Raw genomic sequence first — 13,317 nt, forward strand, 5'->3', positions numbered from 1 at the left:
ACCGTGAGCACCTTCGCCGCATCGAGCATGCCCCCCGCCTTCCCCGAGCGGGCCGCCTGGGGGACCGCGTCCTCCCTGCGCGCCTGGCAGCAGCAGGCGCTGGAGGCGTACTTCGGCGCGGACGGAACGGCGCCCGGCCCCCGCGACTTCCTCACCGTCGCGACGCCGGGCGCCGGCAAGACGACGTTCGCGCTCCGGCTCGCCCGCGAGCTGATGGAGCGCCGCGTCGTCTCGTCGCTCACGATCGTGTGCCCGACCGAGCACCTCAAGCGGCAGTGGGCCGAGTCGGCGGCCCGGGTCGGCATCAGGATCGACCCCGAGTACCAGAACGGGCAGGGCCCCGTCGGCAAGGACTTCCACGGCGTCGCCGTCACGTACGCGACCGTCGCCGCGCGCCCGGCGCTGCACCGCAACCGCACCGAGGCGCGCAAGTCGCTGGTCATCTTCGACGAGGTGCACCACGCGGGCGACGGCCTGTCGTGGGGCGACGCCGTCCGGGAGGCGTTCGAGCCGGCGACGCGGAGGCTCGCCCTGTCCGGCACGCCGTTCCGCACCGACATCAACCCGATCCCGTTCGTCCAGTACGAGGAGGGGCCTGACGGCGTCCGCCGCAGCCAGGCCGACTACACCTACGGCTACGGGCCCGCCCTCGCCGACGGGGTCGTCCGACCGGTGATCTTCCTGGCGTACGCGGGGGAGATGCGCTGGCGCACCCGCGCGGGCGACGAGATCACCGCGACCCTCGGCGAGCCGCTCACCCAGGACCAGACGTCCCAGGCGTGGCGGGCCGCGCTCGACCCCAAGGGCAACTGGATCACGCAGGTGCTGGCGGCGGCCGACCGCCGCCTCACCGAGCTGCGCCGCGTCATCCCCGACGCGGGCGGCCTGGTCATCGCCACCGATCACGAGGCCGCCCGCGCCTACGCCAAGATGCTGCGCGCGGTGACCGGCCAGGGCGCCACGATCGTGCTGTCGGACGACCCGACCGCGTCCAAGAAGATCAAGGCGTTCGGCGAGACCGACGACCGCTGGATGGTCGCGGTCCGCATGGTGTCCGAGGGCGTCGACATCCCGCGCCTGTGCGTCGGCGTCTACGCCACCTCCACCAGCACGCCGCTGTTCTTCGCGCAGGCCATCGGCCGGTTCGTCCGCGCCCGCAAGCGCGGCGAGACCGCGTCGGTGTTCCTGCCGTCGGTGCCGACGCTGATGGGCCACGCCTCCGAGATGGAGGAGGAGCGCGACCACGTCCTCGACCGCCCCGTCCGCGAGGACGGCCTCGACGACGATCTGCTCGCCGAGGCCAACCGCGAGAAGGACACGCCCGACGTCGGCGAGGAGCTGCCGTTCGAGACGGTGGAGGCGTCCGCGACGTTCGACCGCGTGCTCTACGACGGCGGCGAGTTCGGCATGAACGCCGAGCCGGGGTCGGCCGAGGAGGAGGAGTTCCTCGGCATCCCCGGCCTGCTGGAGCCCGACCAGGTGTCGGCGCTGCTGCGCAAGCGGCAGGCCGAGCAGATCGCCAACGAGCGCCGGCGCAAGACCGGCGACCCCCGCGCCGACCGCACCGCCGCCGAGGACATCGCGACCCTGCGCCGCGAGCTGAACGGCCTGGTCAACGCCTGGAACCACCGGACGGGCCAGCCGCAGGGAGTCATCCACAACGAGCTGCGCCGCTCCTGCGGCGGCCCGCCCGTCCCCCAGGCGAGCGCCGAGGAGATCCGCGAGCGCATCGCCAAGATCCGCGACTGGGCCGCCAAGCGCCGCCACTGACGCCTCACCGCCGCGCCTGAGCCCGCCGCAGAGCCTGCGGCGCCCCGCGCGCCCAGGCGATCCCCGAGGGCGCCCGCCACGCGCTGAGGGCCGTCGCAGGGGGTGCCGCATCGCCCCTGCGACCCGGTAGGCCCACGGCCCCCCAGCAGTACAGGCGGGCGTAGGCGCTGTGGGGTATCGGGCGTGGGTTGCCGCTTAAGATCGTGCGATGACGTTCGCGGCGCGCTGGGTTCGGTTGCTGATGGTCGTATCGGCGGCCGGTCTCGCCGGCGCGGCATATGCGATCCGCGCGGTGGGAGACGGGCCGATCGACCAGTATTCCGGTGCCGCCTTGTCCGCGGCCATCGTCTACACGATTGTGCTCTTCATACGGCCGCGGATTTCTCCATTGCCCGCCGCCGGCGCCGCGGTCGCATACTGCTGGTTCATCGAGTTTGCGCAGCTCACCCCCCTTGCCCGGCGAAATCTCCCAACGCAGCTGGTTCGCGCGCCAATTGCTGGGCGCCCAGTTCGATCTCGTCGACGTGGCCTGGTATCCCGTAGGCGTCATTCCCATGGTCGTCGCGCATTGGTTGCTTCGTAACAGCGCATCTACGCGACCGAACTCGCCGCCCGCTGAGGCTTAGCCGCGCCCTTCACCTCGCCGCTCCTTCGGGCGAGCGCCGCCGGGCAAGGACGGGGACCTGGCTCGGCCAGGCCCCCGTCAACGGTGCGAAGAGGCGCGAGCCTCCTCACACGAGGCCGCCCTGTCAGGCGACCCGGTTGCTCCTGGAAGGGGAACGAATGAGGCGGACCTCGATCCAGATGGTGAACGCGCCGCCCGCGATGGCGCCGAGTGCCACGCAGCCGGCGCCGATGGCCACGCCGAGGCTCAGGGGGACGGACCCCCCGATGACGAAGCCGAGGATGATCCCGACCAGGGCGCCGAAGACGCCGCCGATCAAGGGCCAGACGGCGAGGCCCGCGGCGTTCCTGACACGGAGTTCGAAGTTGGTGAAGTCTCCGGTGATCATGAGAACCCTCCGGTTGTGAGTCGCACCTCTCGTGAGGTGAGGTGCCTACCGGGCACTGTCCGTGACGAGGCGCACCGTGCAAGCCGGTGAGCACGCGTTCCCGCCATGCCTCGTCCGCGGAGGTGCTGGCCGATCACGCCCAGCCCGCCCACCGCGACCGGTGGCGGTCAGGGGGAGGTGGGGGACAGGTCCAGGGCCTTGAGGATGTGGGTGACCGTTTCCTCCGGGGTGCCCGTGATGGGGGCGGTGACGATGTTCTCGTCGGGGCCCGGGGGTTCGAGGTCGGCGAACTGCGAGTCGAGGAGCTCGGCCTTGAAGAAGTGGCCCTTGCGGGAGCGCATGCGGGCGGCGATCGTGTCGCGGTCGCCGTCCAGGAGGACCAGGCGGACGCCCGCGTGGCCGTCGAGCAGCATGTCGCGGTACCCGCGTTTCAGGGCGGAGCAGGTGACGACGCCGGGGCGGCCGGTGGCGACGCGGTCGGCGATCCACGCGGCGATGGCGCGCAGCCAGGGGAGGCGGTCCTCGTCGGTGAGGGGCCGGCCCGCGCGCATCTTGGCGACGTTGGCCTCGGAGTGGAACGCGTCGGCCTCGGCGTACTCCCAGCCGAGGCGTTCGGCGAGGAGCGTGCCGATGGTGGTCTTGCCGCTGCCGGACACGCCGGCGACCAGGATGACCGTGGGCCCGGCCGCGTTCGGGGGAGGAGGCGGGGGCATGGTCAGGCGGTGACCACCGGGGCGCCGGACAGGACGATGCCCTCCTGGCCGAGCTCGTCCAGCGCCTTGTCGACGGTGGTCTTGCTCACACCGGCCGTCAGGTCCAGCAGGACGGTGGTGCGCAGGCCCGCGCGGACGGCGTCCACGGCGGTCGCCCGGACGCAGTGGTCGGTGGCGATGCCGACGACGTCGACGGCGTCGACGCCGCGGGCGGCGAGCCAGTCGGCGAGCGGGGTCTCGTCGTCGGAGAACCCCTCGAACCCGCTGTAGGCGGCGGTCTCGCGGCCCTTGCTGAACACGGCCTCGATGGGGGCGAGGGCGAGGTTGGGGTGGAAGTCGGCGCCGGGGGTGCCGATCACGCAGTGCGGCGGCCAGGTGTCGGCGAAGTCCGGTTCGGCGGAGAAGTGGCCGCCCGGGTCGAGGTGGAAGTCGCGGGTCGCCACGATGTGCGCGTACTCGGACCGGTGCGCGGCCACGTACTCGGAGATCGCGGTCGCCACGGCGGCGCCCCCGCCGACCGCGAGCGACCCGCCCTCGCAGAAGTCGTTCTGCACGTCCACGATGATCAGAGCCTTCTTGCCCATGACCGCTGCTCCCTCTACCGGTTGCCCCACCGGCTCTGCACCGACCGTACCCCAGGCTCGTTCCCCCACGCCGGACGGCTCAACGGCGTGGCCCGCCGTTGACGAACTCGGTCGGGACGGCCGGCTCTCCCCGGGAGAGCCGGCGCGCCGTGGGGGGCAGTTCGGCGACCGAGCGGGCGTGGCGCTCCCTGGCGTCGCGGAGCGCCTCGCGGCCGACGACCTCGCCGTCCCGCACCAGCGGCACCTGGAGGACGCGGTCGTGGGGGCCGGGCGTCGGCTCGGTGGTGAACACGGTCTCGGCGTAGGCGACGCCGTGCCCGTCGACGCGGCGGACGGCGGTCTTGCGCCCGCCACGGCTCGGCTTGCCCGTCGAGCGCTTGGCGACCGGGCGCATGGGCGCGTCCTCCCGCGGGCCATCCGCCCGCGCGACGAGCTTGTAGACGAGCGACGCCGTGGGGGCGCCGGAACCGGTCACCAGTGACGTCCCCACGCCGTACCCGTCCACGGGCGCCGCGCCGAGCGCCGCGATGCCGTACTCGTCGAGGTCGCCGGTCACCACGATGCGCGTGCCGTGCGCGCCGAGGGAGTCGAGCTGCTCGCGGACGCGCCGCGCCACCACGCCGAGGTCGCCGCTGTCGATCCGGACGGCGCCGAGGTCCGGTCCCGCGAGCTCCACCGCCGTCCGGACGGCCCGCTCGACGTCGTAGGTGTCGACGAGCAGCGTCGTGCCGTCGCCCAGGGCCGCGAGCTGCGCCTCGAACGCGTGCCGCTCGCTGTCGTGCAGGAGGGTGAAGGAGTGCGCGCTCGTCCCGGCGGTCGGGACGCCGTAGAGCCGTCCCGCCTCCAGGTTGGAGGTGGTGGTGAACCCGGCGATGTAGGCGGCGCGGGCGGCGGCCACGGCGGCGCGCTCGTGGGTCCGCCGCGACCCCATCTCGATGATCGGGCGGTCCTGCGCGGCCTGCACCATCCGGGACGCGGCGGACGCGATCGCGCAGTCGTGGTTGAGGATCGACAGGGCGAGGGTCTCCAGCAGGACGGCCTCCCCGAACGTCCCCTCGACCATCAGGATCGGCGAGTCGGGGAAGTAGCACTCGCCCTCGGCGTAGCCCCAGACGTTCCCGGTGAAGCGGTACTTCTCCAGCCAGCGCAGCGTGGGCTCGTCCACGATGCGGTTCTCGCTGAGGAACTCCAGTTCGGAGTCGCCGAACCGGAACGCCTCGATGGCGTCCAGGAGCCGCCCGGTGCCCGCGACGACCCCGTACCGGCGGCCGGCGGGAAGGCTCCGCGCGAACACCTCGAAGACCGCGCGGCGGCCGTCCGTCCCGCTGCGCAGGGCGGCCTGCAGCATGGTCAGCTCGTACTGGTCGGTCAGCAGGGCCGTGCCGTCACCAAGGTCCACAAGTGGAACTTTAGGGCCGAGTGCGGGCACCATGGTGACGCGGGCCGTCACACGCGGCGGGGACGAGGCGCATAGCATCGGATGCGGCGGGCGGCCGCGTCCTCCAGGGCGGGACCCCGCGCGAGAGAGAGGAGGAGGCCCGGCCAATGAGCGCCATGAGCACGGCGCCCGCACCGGTGGAGCTGGAGCGGCCGGACGCGGCGGAGGACGTGAGCGCCGACCGGCCCTGGCTGGCGATCGTCTGGAACGACCCGATCAATCTGATGTCGTACGTCACGTACGTGTTCCAGGCCGTCTTCGGCTACCCCAAGTCCAAGGCCGAGAAGCTGATGCTCGACGTGCACCACAAGGGCCGCGCCGTGGTGGCCAACGGCACCCGCGAGGAGATGGAGCGGGACGTGGAGATCCTGCACTCCTACGGCCTGTGGGCGACCGTGAAACGGGACGACTGAGCCGATGAGCCATGTGAAGAAGAGACGCGACGGCTTCCGGGTGCGGCTGGAGCCGGAGGAGACGGCGCTGCTGCGCGCCCTCATGGAGCAGATGCTCGCCCTCCTCGGGGAGGAGTCCGGCGAGGGAGGCGAACTGGCGTCCCTCGGCATCGCCGAGAACGCCACGAAGTCGGACGACCCGGTCCTCGCGCGGCTGTTCCCGGACGCCTACCGCGACGACGGCGAGGCCGCCGGGGAGTTCCGCCGCTACACCGAGATGGGCCTGCGCGACGGCAAGCGCGAGGCGGCCCGGGCGGTCCTCGGGGCGCTGGGCGAGGGCGGTACCGACACGGTCCTCGACGAGAAGCGGATGCAGGAGTGGCTGCGGGCGCTGAACGACGTGCGGCTGGCGCTCGGCACCCGGCTCGACATCACCGACGACTGGTACGAGGAGGCGGGCGGCATAGACCCGCGCGACCCGCGCGCCCCCATGTTCGCCGCCTACGACTGGCTGACGATGCTGCAGGACGGTCTCGTCCGCGCCCTGGAGTAGGCGCCGCCTAAGCTTGCGGCCATGCTGACGATTGAACGGGCCCTGGTCGACCAGATCATCGCGCACGCGCGCGCGGACCACCCCGACGAGGCGTGCGGCATCATCGCGGGCCCGGTCGGCTCCGACCGGCCCGTCCGGTTCGTCGCGATGGTCAACGCCGAGCGCTCCCCGACGTTCTACCGGTTCGACTCCCAGGAGCAGCTGAAGGTGTGGCGGGAGATGGACGACCGGGACGAGGAGCCCGTCGTGATCTACCACTCCCACACCGCGACCGAGGCCTACCCCTCCCGCACCGACATCTCCTACGCGTCCGAGCCGAACGCGCACTACGTCCTCGTCTCGACCCGCGAGGAGGGCGAGACGGAGTTCCGCTCGTTCCGCATCGTGGACGGCGAGGTCACCGAGGAGGAGGTCGCCGTCGTCGAGGGATCCTGACGGCGGGACACGCGACGCCGGAGGGGCGGAGGCGGGCGGGATCGGCGGCCTCGCGGCCGGTAAACTGGTCGACATGTGGACGAGCGGGCATGGGACGGGCGGCGCCGGGCGCCGCGCCGGGGCCCCAGCGGTGCCGCCCGTGCAGAGCTTCCTGTTCGGGCACTCGCGCGCCGAGGTCGTCTACGACTGTCGCTGACGCGCTGATCACGCCTGGAATCATCCCGTCGCCCGCCCGGTTCCACCACCAGGGGCGGGCAGTCCCGTACGACGTTTAAGGAGATCATCGCGATGGCGATCGAGGTCCGGATCCCGACGATCCTGCGCAACCTCACCGACGGCGCCAAGGCCGTCGAGGGCAAGGGCGGCACGCTCGACGAGCTGTTCGCCGACCTGGACACCCGGCACGCCGGCCTGCGCGACCGGCTCGTGGACGACAAGGGCCTGCGCAAGTTCGTCAACGTCTACCTGAACGACGAGGACGTGCGCTTCCTCGGCGGGCTGGAGACGGAGGTCGCCGACGGCGACAGCGTCACGATTCTGCCGGCCGTCGCCGGCGGCTGAGCCGGTCGGGACGAGCGCCACATGCGATTCGACTCACTGCTGGACTCGCTCGGCGGCACCCCGCTGGTCGGGCTGCCGCGGCTGTCGCCGAGCGAGGACGTGCGGCTCTGGGCCAAGCTGGAGGACCGCAACCCCACCGGCTCGGTGAAGGACCGGCCCGCCTTCCACATGATCGAGAAGGCGGAGAAGGAGGGGCTGCTGACGCCCGGCTGCACGATCCTGGAGCCGACGTCCGGCAACACGGGCATCTCGCTGGCCATGGTCGCCAAGCTGCGCGGCTACTCGATGGTGTGCGTGATGCCGGAGAACACCTCGGCCGAGCGCCGCCAGCTCCTGGAGATGTGGGGCGCGCGGATCATCTCCTCCCCGGCGGCGGGCGGCTCGAACGAGGCCGTGCGGGTGGCCAAGGGCCTGGCGAAGGAGAACCCCGACTGGGTGATGCTGTACCAGTACGGCAACGAGGCCAACGCGCTCGCGCACTACGAGACGACCGGCCCGGAGATCCTCGCCGACCTGCCGTCGGTGACGCACTTCGTCGCCGGGCTGGGCACGACGGGGACGCTGATGGGCGTCGGCCGGTTCCTGCGCGAGCGGGTGCCGGACATCAAGATCGTCGCAGCGGAGCCGCGGTACGGGGAGCTGGTGTACGGGCTGCGCAACATCGACGAGGGCTTCATCCCCGAGCTGTACGACGACTCCGTGCTGACGACCCGGTTCTCGGTCGGGTCGCTGGACGCGCTGCGCCGTACCCGCGAGCTGCTGGAGCAGGAGGGCATCTTCGCGGGGATCTCGACCGGCGGGGCGCTGCACGCGGCGATCGGGATGGCGAACAAGGCGGTGAAGGCCGGGGAGCGCGCCGACATCGTGTTCGTCGTCGCCGACGGCGGCTGGAAGTACCTGTCGACCGGCGCGTACGGCGGCACCCTGGAGGAGGCCGAGGCCCGGCTCGAAGGCCAGCTCTGGGCCTGACGGGTCGCGGCCGCTCCTTGCGGGCCGGGCAACGCGAGCACGATGGGCGACCACACCCGCCCCGCCTGCCCCCTGGATCCACCGGAGCGAGCCCTGCCAGGGGTTGTCGGCAACGGCTCAATCAACGATGATGGACAGAAGGGGCATGACCTCCCCCAAAGATCATGAAGTCCCTGCAAGCTTCGTGATTCCGGACGGTCGCGCCCTCACATCGGCATTCATCCCCCCAGAGCCGGACACCGAGGCCTGAACTTCGAGAACGCGGGCCCCTGCCGTCCAGCGGTCGGTAGATGAATGACCAGCGGACCGCCCAAGCGGAGGAGGTGGCGGCGTGACCCACCGCGACGCACTGGCCTTCCTAGTCAACAGCTTAATTGGGTAACCGCAGGCTTCCTGTAACGAGATCATCGCCTGGATCGCAGGTGCGTTGCACCGTGCGGTCAGTCGAATGCGCCTCGACTCCTGGGTTTCGACGTTCGGAATCGGAAACATCACGATCGTTTTTGTGTCACATTCTTTCGAGGGGCCATCATGCATTCCGCCCTCGCAGCAATCGCCCAGCGATTCCCTTCACAGCCCAGCCCCTACGGACCCGATGCTGAGCGGGAGGTGCGCAGCTTCGCGCGCCGTCACGGCCTTCTGAGCACGCCGGCGGCGATGCGCCATTACGATCGGTCGAACTTCGGCGATCTCGCCGCCCGCGTCTATCCGCACTCGAGTCGCACCACGCTCACACTGCTGGCCGAATGGCTCCTCACCTGGGCGATCTTCGACGATCAGCTGGAACAACTGCCCCTGGAGAACCCGGCCGCCTTCGAAAACGCCAGTGCGGCGCTGCTCTCGACACTGTCGACGGATTCGGCCGCCGCGACGCAGGCGGTTGCTCATTTGCAGCCGTTCGGCGCCGCATTCCTTGAAGTCTGGCACCAGATGGCCGCTGCGCGGTCCATCGACTGGCGGCGGCGGTACGTGTCCACGGTGGCCGACTACCTGGACGGCTGCCGTTGGGAGGCGGCCATGCGCCAGGCCGAGAGGCCGCCCGACGTCGCGACCTTCATCGAACGCCGTAGGGCGTACGGCGGAATCAAGGAGGCGATGGCGCTGGTGGAGGTGAGCCGAGACTTCGAACTGCCGGTCACGCTTCACGAAGACCCCTACGTGGTCCGACTGATGGATGCACTGGGTGACATCGCTCTTTGGGGAAACGACGTCTTCTCCTTCGAGGTGGACGTGCAGGAACGCACGCCGAACCTCATCGTCGTGCTCCATGCCGAGCGCGGCGGCACAATGGACGCCTGCCGGAACGAGGTTATCGACATGGTTGCCGTGCGGGTGGCCGACTTCGAAAGATACCGTTCCGGCCTCGACCAGTGGCGAACTCACCGCGGCATCTCCGATGAGAAGGCCCTTGATCTTCGCAACTTCATCCAGGGAATGCATGACTGGATCAGCGGCAGCTTCGCCTGGTCCACCGACAACGAACGCTATGCACAGGCACGCTTTGGCGCGGACAGCATTCAACCGAATGCGCTCGCGAGCCTTGGCCTGAAACGGCAGGACGCAGGCGCTCAGGTCGCTGCGGAGCAATCATGAAGGCCGTGGCCGCACTGCCGGGAAAGCTGCGCCAGCTCGCCAACCTCGCCTCCTTCGTTCGAGATCCTCTGGCATATCTTTCCCGTGAGTCGGCCGGCGCTCCGGTCAGCCGGATCAACCTGCCCGGGCCCTCGGTGTTCGTGGTCAACGATGTGGAACTGATCCGCCGCATACTGATCCGTGATGTCGCGCATTTCGACAAGGGCGCCCAATATGACAGGCTCCGACCGTTGCTGGGCGATGCCGTCTCCCTCGCCAGAGGCCCGGCGCACAGAGATCGTCGCCGTCTGCTTCAGCCCGTCTTCCATCACGACCGGGTGGACTCGTACACCACTTTGATGCGAGCGGCGACGTTGGAAGCCATCGATGGCTGGAAAGACGGCGAGATCGTCGCCGTCGATGATGCCATGCGCAGCATCTCCCTGAACGTCGCCGCACGAACCCTCTGTTCGACAGTTCCAGGAGAACGGACCACCCTGACGGTTCAGCAGGATCTGCCACGGATTCTCAACGGCCTGACGTGGCGAGCCTTGAACCCGTTTCCCGTACTGGAGCGAATACCGCTTCCCGCGAACCAGGAGTTCGGTCGTGCGACCCGTCGGCTGCGCACGGGCATCGCCGAACTGGTGGCGAAGCGCTCGCGCCAGGATCGATCTGGCGACGACCTGATCCACCTTCTCATTCGCGCCTACGGCGACGATGCGGAGGCACAGGCGCGGGTCTGTGACGATGCGATCAATCTACTGCTCGCCGGCACCGAGACCACCGGCAACGCTCTGTGCTGGGTCTGGCACCTGCTCGCCGGGCACCCGCAGGTCGAAGCCAGGGTCCACCTCGCGGCCACCGAAGGAGACGGCGAGTACCTCGGGTGGGTGATCAAGGAGGCGCTGAGAATCTACCCACCGGCGTGGCTCATTCCGCGTCGCGTCGTGAAGGCTCTCAACCTGGGGCCTTGTGAACTTCCCGTCGGATCCCTCGTGTTCTTCAGCCCGTACCTGCTTCATCGTTCTCCGGAGATCTATGAATCAGCTGATGCTTTCCGTCCTGAACGGTGGGAACCCGGGGCGTCTCCGGCACCCTCTCCGTACGCGTTTCTCACGTTCGGCGCAGGACCGCACAACTGTATCGGCGCCAGATTCGCCACTACCGAAATGGTCGCGGTCGTCCAGACGATCGCTGAACGCTATCGCCTTCTCCCGGCGGGCGAGACGGCGGTGCGTCCTTCGGCGACCCTTGTGCCCACCAAGCTTCACATGAGGGTGGAGCGTCGACAGGCGCAGGGGCGACAGAACGAAACCGGGCCCTGCGGAAACTGAACGCCGACTGATAAGGCGCGCCAGTTCGCGGCCGGTAATCGCCGGCGCCGGGCCGCGATACCGTTTTACTGCGCTGCACGAGGTTCGGACTCTGCCCGGCGAGGACGGCCAGGTTCACGCACGCCCCAGGCGGCCGGGGTAGAGTGCGTACTCGAACGTGATTCTAGAATCGTCCCGGGAGAGTGCGGATGAGCGGGTTCGGGGACTCCACCGCGGTGAAGCCCGTCGGTGAGGGCCGGTACGAGGCCGTCCTGGACGGGGGCTACGGCATCGCCCAGGCGCTGAACGGCGGCTACCTGATGGCCGTGCTCGCCCGCGCCGCCGTGGACGCCTCCCCGCACGAGCACCCGGTCTCGACCGCGGCGAACTTCCACCGCGTCGCCAAGGCCGGCCCCGCCGAGCTGGTCGTCGACTCCCGCAAGGTGGGGCGCACGGCCGCCTCGTCGTTCGTCACCCTCGTCCAGGACGGCCGTCCCGTCGTGGACGCCCTGATCACCACCGGCACGCTCGACCCGTCCGCCGAGCCCGACTTCGCCGCGGGGCCGCCCGCCGCGCTGCCGCCGCTGGAGGAGTGCACGGGGTTCCGGCCGCCCGCCGCCACCGGCGGCGGGTTCGCCGACCAGGTCGACATGCGCTTCGACCCCGAGACGATGGGCTGGCTGGACGGGCGGCCGAGCGGGCGCCCGGACATCCGCGCCTGGTTCCGGCACGGCTGCGGCCAGGAGCCCGACGGCTACTCCCTGGCCCTCGCCGTGGACGCGCTGCCGCCCGTGGCGCTCAACCTCGGCGCGCAGGGCTGGGCCCCGACCGTCGAGCTGACCTGGCACATGCGGGCCGTCCCGGCGCCCGGGTGGCTCGCCGTGCACGGCACCGGACGGCTCCTCGCCGGCGGCTGGTTCGACGAGGAGGTCGAGGTGTGGGACGCCGCCGGGCGCCTCGTGGCACAGAGCCGGCAGATCGCCCGCGTCCCCCTCGCCCGCTCCTAGCCGGCGCGGCGCACCGGCGTTTCGGACCGCCGAACCACCGGATCATGCGCCGGCGGCGTGAGCTGGACGGTTTTCCAGCGTGTGACGGTGTGATGTCCAACGCATGACACACCCGGGCGGGGCCATGTCGCCTAGCCTTGTGCACCATGTCAGATCCATCCCGGGGGGACGGCCTCCCCGACGCGCCCATCGGGATCTTCGACAGCGGTTTCGGGGGCCTCACGGTGGCTCGCGCCATCCTCGACCAGCTGCCGAACGAGCCGATCGTCTACCTCGGCGACTCGGGCCGCCAGCCGTACGGCCCGCGCCCGATCGCCCAGGTCCGCGCGTTCGCGCTGGAGATGCTGGACGAGCTGGTCGACGAGGGCGTGAAGATGCTGGTGATCGCCTGCAACAGCGCCAGCTCGGCGATGTTGCGCGACGCCCGCGAACGCTACGACGTCCCGGTCGTGGAGGTCATCAACCCCGCGACCAGGCGCGCGGCGCGCGCCACCTCCAACGGGCGGGTCGGCCTCATCGCCACCGAGGCCACCGTGAACAGCCGCGCCTACGAGGACGCGTTCGCCGCCGCGCCGCACATCGAGCTGGTCAGCGCCGCCTGCCCCCGCTTCGTCGACTTCGTCGAGGCGGGCGTGACGATGGGCGACGACCTCCTCGACGCCGCCCGCGAGTACCTGGGCCCGATCGTGGACGCGGGCTGCGACACCCTGATCCTCGGCTGCACGCACTACCCGCTTCTGACCGGCGTCATCTCGTATGTGGTCGGAGACGGGGTCACACTGGTCTCAAGCGCCGACGAGACCGCCAAGGACGTGTACCGAGTGCTGCACGATCGGGGACTGGCCCGCGCCGAGGCGACGCCCCGGCCGCGGCACCGGTTCCGCGCCACCGGCGACCCCGCCGTGTTCGCCGAGCTCGGCCGACGCTTCCTCGGGCCGGAGATCGGTTCGGTGGAGAGCACGTTGAGCAAGGCTTTGACGACCTGATTCCTCGG

General features: G+C 70.6%; 16 protein-coding genes. 12 read left to right on the top strand and 4 right to left on the bottom strand.

The genetic code is table 11. The annotated features are described in order from the left end of the window. The first annotated feature begins 27 nt into the window (after nt 1-27). Together ABD944_RS34815 and ABD944_RS34820 are read left to right on the top strand one after the other, a co-directional pair. Nucleotides 28-1,770, top strand: a complete 1,743-nt coding sequence (locus tag ABD944_RS34815; RefSeq protein ID WP_345184258.1) for a DEAD/DEAH box helicase — start codon at nt 28-30, stop codon at nt 1,768-1,770. Nucleotides 1,771-1,978: 208 nt separating this feature from the next. Continuing rightward, nucleotides 1,979-2,353, top strand: a complete 375-nt coding sequence (locus ABD944_RS34820; protein ID WP_345184160.1) for a DUF2809 domain-containing protein — start codon at nt 1,979-1,981, stop codon at nt 2,351-2,353. A 166-nt stretch (nt 2,354-2,519) separates the two neighbouring features. Here ABD944_RS34820 and ABD944_RS34825 read toward each other — a convergent pair whose 3' ends face one another. The 4 genes from ABD944_RS34825 to ABD944_RS34840 form a co-directional block, all read right to left on the bottom strand. Continuing rightward, on the bottom strand, nt 2,520-2,783 hold the full coding sequence (locus ABD944_RS34825; RefSeq protein ID WP_345184162.1) for a hypothetical protein: 264 nt from the start codon (nt 2,781-2,783) through the stop codon (nt 2,520-2,522). 167 nt (nt 2,784-2,950) lie between these two features. Further along, the gene (locus ABD944_RS34830; RefSeq protein ID WP_345184164.1) at nt 2,951-3,496 is read right to left on the bottom strand and encodes a gluconokinase; all 546 of its coding nucleotides are present in this window, start codon (nt 3,494-3,496) and stop codon (nt 2,951-2,953) included. 2 nt (nt 3,497-3,498) lie between these two features. Further along, nucleotides 3,499-4,080: a nicotinamidase gene (locus ABD944_RS34835; RefSeq protein WP_345184166.1), complete on the bottom strand. Its 582-nt coding sequence runs from the start codon at nt 4,078-4,080 to the stop codon at nt 3,499-3,501. Nucleotides 4,081-4,159: 79 nt separating this feature from the next. Beyond that, a complete protein-coding gene (locus ABD944_RS34840) occupies nt 4,160-5,512 on the bottom strand; it encodes a nicotinate phosphoribosyltransferase (protein WP_345184260.1) in 1,353 nt (450 codons plus the stop codon). 122 nt (nt 5,513-5,634) lie between these two features. On the opposite strand from ABD944_RS34840, the gene clpS reads away from it, so the two are divergent. From clpS to murI, 10 genes are all read left to right on the top strand, one after another. Next, entirely contained in the window at nt 5,635-5,931 is a 297-nt protein-coding gene (clpS, locus tag ABD944_RS34845; protein ID WP_345184262.1) for an ATP-dependent Clp protease adapter ClpS, read from the top strand. 4 nt (nt 5,932-5,935) lie between these two features. Next, on the top strand, nt 5,936-6,463 hold the full coding sequence (locus ABD944_RS34850) for a DUF2017 domain-containing protein (protein ID WP_345184168.1): 528 nt from the start codon (nt 5,936-5,938) through the stop codon (nt 6,461-6,463). Nucleotides 6,464-6,484: 21 nt separating this feature from the next. Then, on the top strand, nt 6,485-6,898 hold the full coding sequence (locus ABD944_RS34855; protein ID WP_345184170.1) for a M67 family metallopeptidase: 414 nt from the start codon (nt 6,485-6,487) through the stop codon (nt 6,896-6,898). Between the two features lie 73 nt (nt 6,899-6,971). Continuing rightward, nucleotides 6,972-7,094, top strand: coding sequence for a hypothetical protein (locus ABD944_RS34860; RefSeq protein WP_281258271.1), 123 nt, complete (start codon nt 6,972-6,974; stop codon nt 7,092-7,094). Nucleotides 7,095-7,186: 92 nt separating this feature from the next. Further along, nucleotides 7,187-7,459 carry a MoaD/ThiS family protein gene (locus ABD944_RS34865; protein WP_345184173.1) on the top strand — a complete coding sequence of 91 codons (273 nt, stop codon included), beginning with the start codon at nt 7,187-7,189 and terminating at the stop codon, nt 7,457-7,459. Between the two features lie 21 nt (nt 7,460-7,480). After that, nucleotides 7,481-8,428, top strand: coding sequence for a PLP-dependent cysteine synthase family protein (locus ABD944_RS34870; protein ID WP_345184175.1), 948 nt, complete (start codon nt 7,481-7,483; stop codon nt 8,426-8,428). Between the two features lie 531 nt (nt 8,429-8,959). After that, nucleotides 8,960-10,021: a terpene synthase family protein gene (locus ABD944_RS34875; protein ID WP_345184177.1), complete on the top strand. Its 1,062-nt coding sequence runs from the start codon at nt 8,960-8,962 to the stop codon at nt 10,019-10,021. Further along, nucleotides 10,018-11,337 carry a cytochrome P450 gene (locus ABD944_RS34880; RefSeq protein WP_345184180.1) on the top strand — a complete coding sequence of 440 codons (1,320 nt, stop codon included), beginning with the start codon at nt 10,018-10,020 and terminating at the stop codon, nt 11,335-11,337. The genes ABD944_RS34875 and ABD944_RS34880 overlap by 4 nt, the downstream gene beginning before the upstream one ends. Before the next feature lie 188 nt (nt 11,338-11,525). Beyond that, nucleotides 11,526-12,323 (top strand): thioesterase family protein, encoded by a 798-nt coding sequence (locus ABD944_RS34885; RefSeq protein ID WP_345184182.1) that lies wholly within the window; start codon nt 11,526-11,528, stop codon nt 12,321-12,323. Between the two features lie 146 nt (nt 12,324-12,469). Then, entirely contained in the window at nt 12,470-13,309 is an 840-nt protein-coding gene (gene murI, locus ABD944_RS34890) for a glutamate racemase (RefSeq protein WP_345184184.1), read from the top strand. Nucleotides 13,310-13,317 lie beyond the last annotated feature (8 nt).

Origin of the sequence: Actinomadura verrucosospora, from assembly GCF_039540335.1 — a bacterium.
GTDB lineage: Bacteria > Actinomycetota > Actinomycetes > Streptosporangiales > Streptosporangiaceae > Spirillospora > Spirillospora verrucosospora.

Coding starts and splice junctions, on each gene's coding strand:
- ABD944_RS34840 (WP_345184260.1), bottom strand. CDS start 5,512: ATGGTGCCCGCACTCGGCCCTAAAGTTCCACTTGTGGACCTTGGTGAC.
- ABD944_RS34870 (WP_345184175.1), top strand. CDS start 7,481: ATGCGATTCGACTCACTGCTGGACTCGCTCGGCGGCACCCCGCTGGTC.
- ABD944_RS34850 (WP_345184168.1), top strand. CDS start 5,936: ATGAGCCATGTGAAGAAGAGACGCGACGGCTTCCGGGTGCGGCTGGAG.
- ABD944_RS34865 (WP_345184173.1), top strand. CDS start 7,187: ATGGCGATCGAGGTCCGGATCCCGACGATCCTGCGCAACCTCACCGAC.
- ABD944_RS34855 (WP_345184170.1), top strand. CDS start 6,485: ATGCTGACGATTGAACGGGCCCTGGTCGACCAGATCATCGCGCACGCG.
- murI (WP_345184184.1), top strand. CDS start 12,470: ATGTCAGATCCATCCCGGGGGGACGGCCTCCCCGACGCGCCCATCGGG.
- ABD944_RS34815 (WP_345184258.1), top strand. CDS start 28: ATGCCCCCCGCCTTCCCCGAGCGGGCCGCCTGGGGGACCGCGTCCTCC.
- ABD944_RS34820 (WP_345184160.1), top strand. CDS start 1,979: ATGACGTTCGCGGCGCGCTGGGTTCGGTTGCTGATGGTCGTATCGGCG.
- ABD944_RS34830 (WP_345184164.1), bottom strand. CDS start 3,496: ATGCCCCCGCCTCCTCCCCCGAACGCGGCCGGGCCCACGGTCATCCTG.
- ABD944_RS34885 (WP_345184182.1), top strand. CDS start 11,526: ATGAGCGGGTTCGGGGACTCCACCGCGGTGAAGCCCGTCGGTGAGGGC.
- ABD944_RS34825 (WP_345184162.1), bottom strand. CDS start 2,783: ATGATCACCGGAGACTTCACCAACTTCGAACTCCGTGTCAGGAACGCC.
- ABD944_RS34835 (WP_345184166.1), bottom strand. CDS start 4,080: ATGGGCAAGAAGGCTCTGATCATCGTGGACGTGCAGAACGACTTCTGC.
- ABD944_RS34880 (WP_345184180.1), top strand. CDS start 10,018: ATGAAGGCCGTGGCCGCACTGCCGGGAAAGCTGCGCCAGCTCGCCAAC.
- ABD944_RS34875 (WP_345184177.1), top strand. CDS start 8,960: ATGCATTCCGCCCTCGCAGCAATCGCCCAGCGATTCCCTTCACAGCCC.
- clpS (WP_345184262.1), top strand. CDS start 5,635: ATGAGCACGGCGCCCGCACCGGTGGAGCTGGAGCGGCCGGACGCGGCG.
- ABD944_RS34860 (WP_281258271.1), top strand. CDS start 6,972: ATGTGGACGAGCGGGCATGGGACGGGCGGCGCCGGGCGCCGCGCCGGG.